Genomic DNA, 2,802 nt, shown 5'->3' with positions numbered 1-2,802 from the left:
GGGGGAGGCGGCGGAGGGGCGGCCTGGCCGGGATCGTCCACCGAGATCCCGTAATCGCTCGCGAGGCCGGCGAGCCCGGAGTCGTACCCCTGGCCGACGGCGCGGAACTTCCACGCGCCCTGGCGCCGGTACAGCTCGCCGAGCACGAACGCCGTCTCCGTCGTGGCCCCCTCACTGTCGAACCGGGCGACCTCGGTACCGGCCGCCGCGTCGACCACGCGCACGTACAGGCCCTGGAACTTGCCGAAGGTGCCTCCGTCCGAGGACGCCGCGACGACGATCCTGTCGATGGCGGGCTCCACCCGGTCCAGATCGATCGACAGGATGTCCAGGACGGTCGGCCCCTGCTGCTTGCCGTCGTGGCGGACCGCTCCCGACTTGTGCGCCGGCTGGTTGTAGAAGACGAAATCGTCGTCCGAACGCACCCGTCCCGTGTCCGCCAGCAGGAGCGCGGACGCGTCCGCGTCGGGCACGCCCGGACCCCCCTGCCAGCCGAGCTCGACCCGGACCGAGGGAACCGGCACCGCGGTGTTGGCGCCCTTCTGCAACGACATGAACGCTCCTCATCATCGATCGATGCCCTCAACCTACGGGCCGTCGCGCGGCCTCGCGACCTGCAATGGACGGACGTACCGAATCGTCGCGGAGTTCCGGCCCGGACGTCGACGGCGTTTCGGCGTGCGGTTCACCTCGACGCTAGAGCGTTTCGGGGGGTGTGTGGCGCGGAGGCGTCAGGGCGCGTGCCGTCCATTCCGGGGTGCTGAACTTGTCCGTGACGTACTTGCGGGCAAGGCGCAGTTCGTCCTCGCTCACCTCGTCGCCGATGAGGCCGTACCGGCTCCGGAAGTGCCCGATCATGCGATCGATGATCTCCTCCCGGGGGAGGCCGGTCTGGCGGCGCAGCGGGTCGACGCGCTTGACCGCGCTGGCGATCCCCTTGTCGGAGATCTTCTCCCTGCCGATCCGCAGCACCCGCAGCATCTTCTCCGCGTCGATGTCGTACGCCATGGTCACGTGGTGCAGCACCGCGCCGGCGGCGAGCCGCTTCTGCGCCGCGCCCGCGATCTTGCCCTGGTCGGACGCGATGTCGTTCAGCGGCTGGTACCACGCCTTGATCCCGAGCTCGCCGAGCGCGCCCAGCACCCAGTCGTCCAGGAACGCGTAGCTCTCCGCGAACGACATGCCCGCCACCAGCGTCTCCGGCGCGTACAGCGAGTACGTGATCGTGTTGCCCGGCTCGATGAACATCGCCCCGCCGCCGCTGATGCGGCGGACCACGTCCACGCCGTGCCGTCCGGCCGCCTCGGCGTCGACCTCGTTCCGCAGCGACTGGAAGCTCCCGATGACCACCGCAGGCGAGGCCCACTCCCACACCCGCAGCGTCGGTGGGCGCCGTCCCGCGCCGACCTCCTCGACGAGGACCTGGTCGAGCGCCATGTGCAGGGCGGGGTCCTGCGGCGGCTCATGGATCAGCCGCCAATCGTGGTCCCGCCAGTCCGAGGCTTGCGCCACGGCCCGCCGCACCGCGATTCCTACCGCCTCCGCAGTGATTCCCAGCATCACCGTGCCCTGCGGTAGGCCCGCTTCCACACGCGCGCCGATCGCTTTTGCGTCGAGCCCAGCGGGGAGGCCGTCCAGGACGGCGTTGATGTCCTCCAGTGCCCCGTCAGGTTCAAGGAAGAAGTCGCCGCTGATTCTCGGCTCGCGCAACAGCCCGTCCGCGACGTCCACGTCGGCGACGACGAGCTTGCCACCGGGGACCTTGTACTCACCGTGCATCACATACAGTCGAACCCCACCGTCCCAACGCTGATTCCGCCGATCGGCTTGGCGGACGGACGCCCGGGCATCGTCACGGGTGGCGGTCATGGGAAGGACGGTGCCGGTGAGCAATCTCGACGTCCGGCCGAAGCCGGTCGAGTGCGGTGGACGGGACGACGTCCCAGGCCGTCCCGTGCATGAGCTTCTGCCACCGCGGCGCGTGCCGCTCGGTGAGAGCACGGTCGTCCGGCGGCTGCTGCCCAGCCTGGGGCGGCGGATGGTGGGCGCCTGGTGCTTCGTCGACCACTACGGCCCGGACGACATCACGGGCGAGCCGGGCATGCAGGTGCCGCCCCATCCGCATATCGGGCTGCAGACGGTGAGCTGGCTGCACGACGGCGAGGTACTGCACCGCGACAGCCTGGGCAGCCTCCAGACCGTCCGCCCCAGGGAGCTGGGGCTGATGACCGCGGGACGGGCCATCGCGCACTCGGAGGAGTCGCCGCGCAGCCATCCGGCCATCCTGCACGGCGCCCAGCTATGGGTGGCGCTACCGGAAACCCACCGGCACACCGATCCCGCGTTCGAGCACCACGCCGACCTGCCCGTCGTGCAGGGCCCCGGGTTCGGAGCCACCGTCATCCTGGGGGAACTGGACGGAGCCGCCTCACCCGGCACGGCCTACACACCCATCATGGGCGCCGACATCACCCTGGCGGACGGAGCCGTAGCGCGGCTGCCGGTCGAGCCCGACTTCGAGTACGCGGCGCTCACGATGTCCGGCATAACGGAGATCGACGGGTTGCGGGTGGAGCCCGGCTCGATGCTCTACCTCGGCTGCGGCCGCCGCGAACTGCCGCTGAGGGCCACCGACGGCGGCAGCGGGCTCGTGCTGCTCGGCGGCGAGCCATTCGAGGAGAAGCTCGTCATGTGGTGGAATTTCGTCGCCCGGACGGGCGACGAAATCGCCAAGGCACGCCAGGACTGGACGGCTGGCGACCGTTTCGGCGTCGTCCGCGGATACGACGGGGAGGCCATCCC

The 2,802-nt window shown here is 70.4% G+C and carries 3 protein-coding genes; 1 reads left to right on the top strand and 2 read right to left on the bottom strand.

Translation table 11 applies throughout. The annotated features are described in order from the left end of the window. Together ETD83_RS40980 and ETD83_RS40975 are read right to left on the bottom strand one after the other, a co-directional pair. Window positions 1–554: TerD family protein (locus tag ETD83_RS40980; protein ID WP_138650629.1), on the bottom strand; the 554-nt coding region annotated here is incomplete at its 3' end. Window positions 555–696: 142 nt separating this feature from the next. Continuing rightward, a complete protein-coding gene (locus ETD83_RS40975) occupies window positions 697–1,779 on the bottom strand; it encodes a lipoate--protein ligase family protein (RefSeq protein ID WP_138650628.1) in 1,083 nt (360 codons plus the stop codon). 106 nt (window positions 1,780–1,885) lie between these two features. Between ETD83_RS40975 and ETD83_RS40970 the strand changes: the two genes are divergently transcribed. Next, window positions 1,886–2,802, top strand: a 917-nt coding sequence (locus ETD83_RS40970; RefSeq protein WP_138650627.1) for a pirin family protein, incomplete at its 3' end; no start/stop codon positions are given.

The organism is Actinomadura soli (genome assembly GCF_005889715.1).
Classification (GTDB): Bacteria; Actinomycetota; Actinomycetes; order Streptosporangiales; family Streptosporangiaceae; genus Spirillospora; species Spirillospora soli.
The sequence above is the reverse complement of the archived record's forward strand: the minus strand, read 5'-3'. Positions and strand labels throughout refer to the sequence as shown.

Bases quoted from the DNA above. Each gene is read 5' to 3' on its own strand.
- ETD83_RS40975 (WP_138650628.1), bottom strand. From the start codon at position 1,779: ATGCACGGTGAGTACAAGGTCCCCGGTGGCAAGCTCGTCGTCGCCGAC.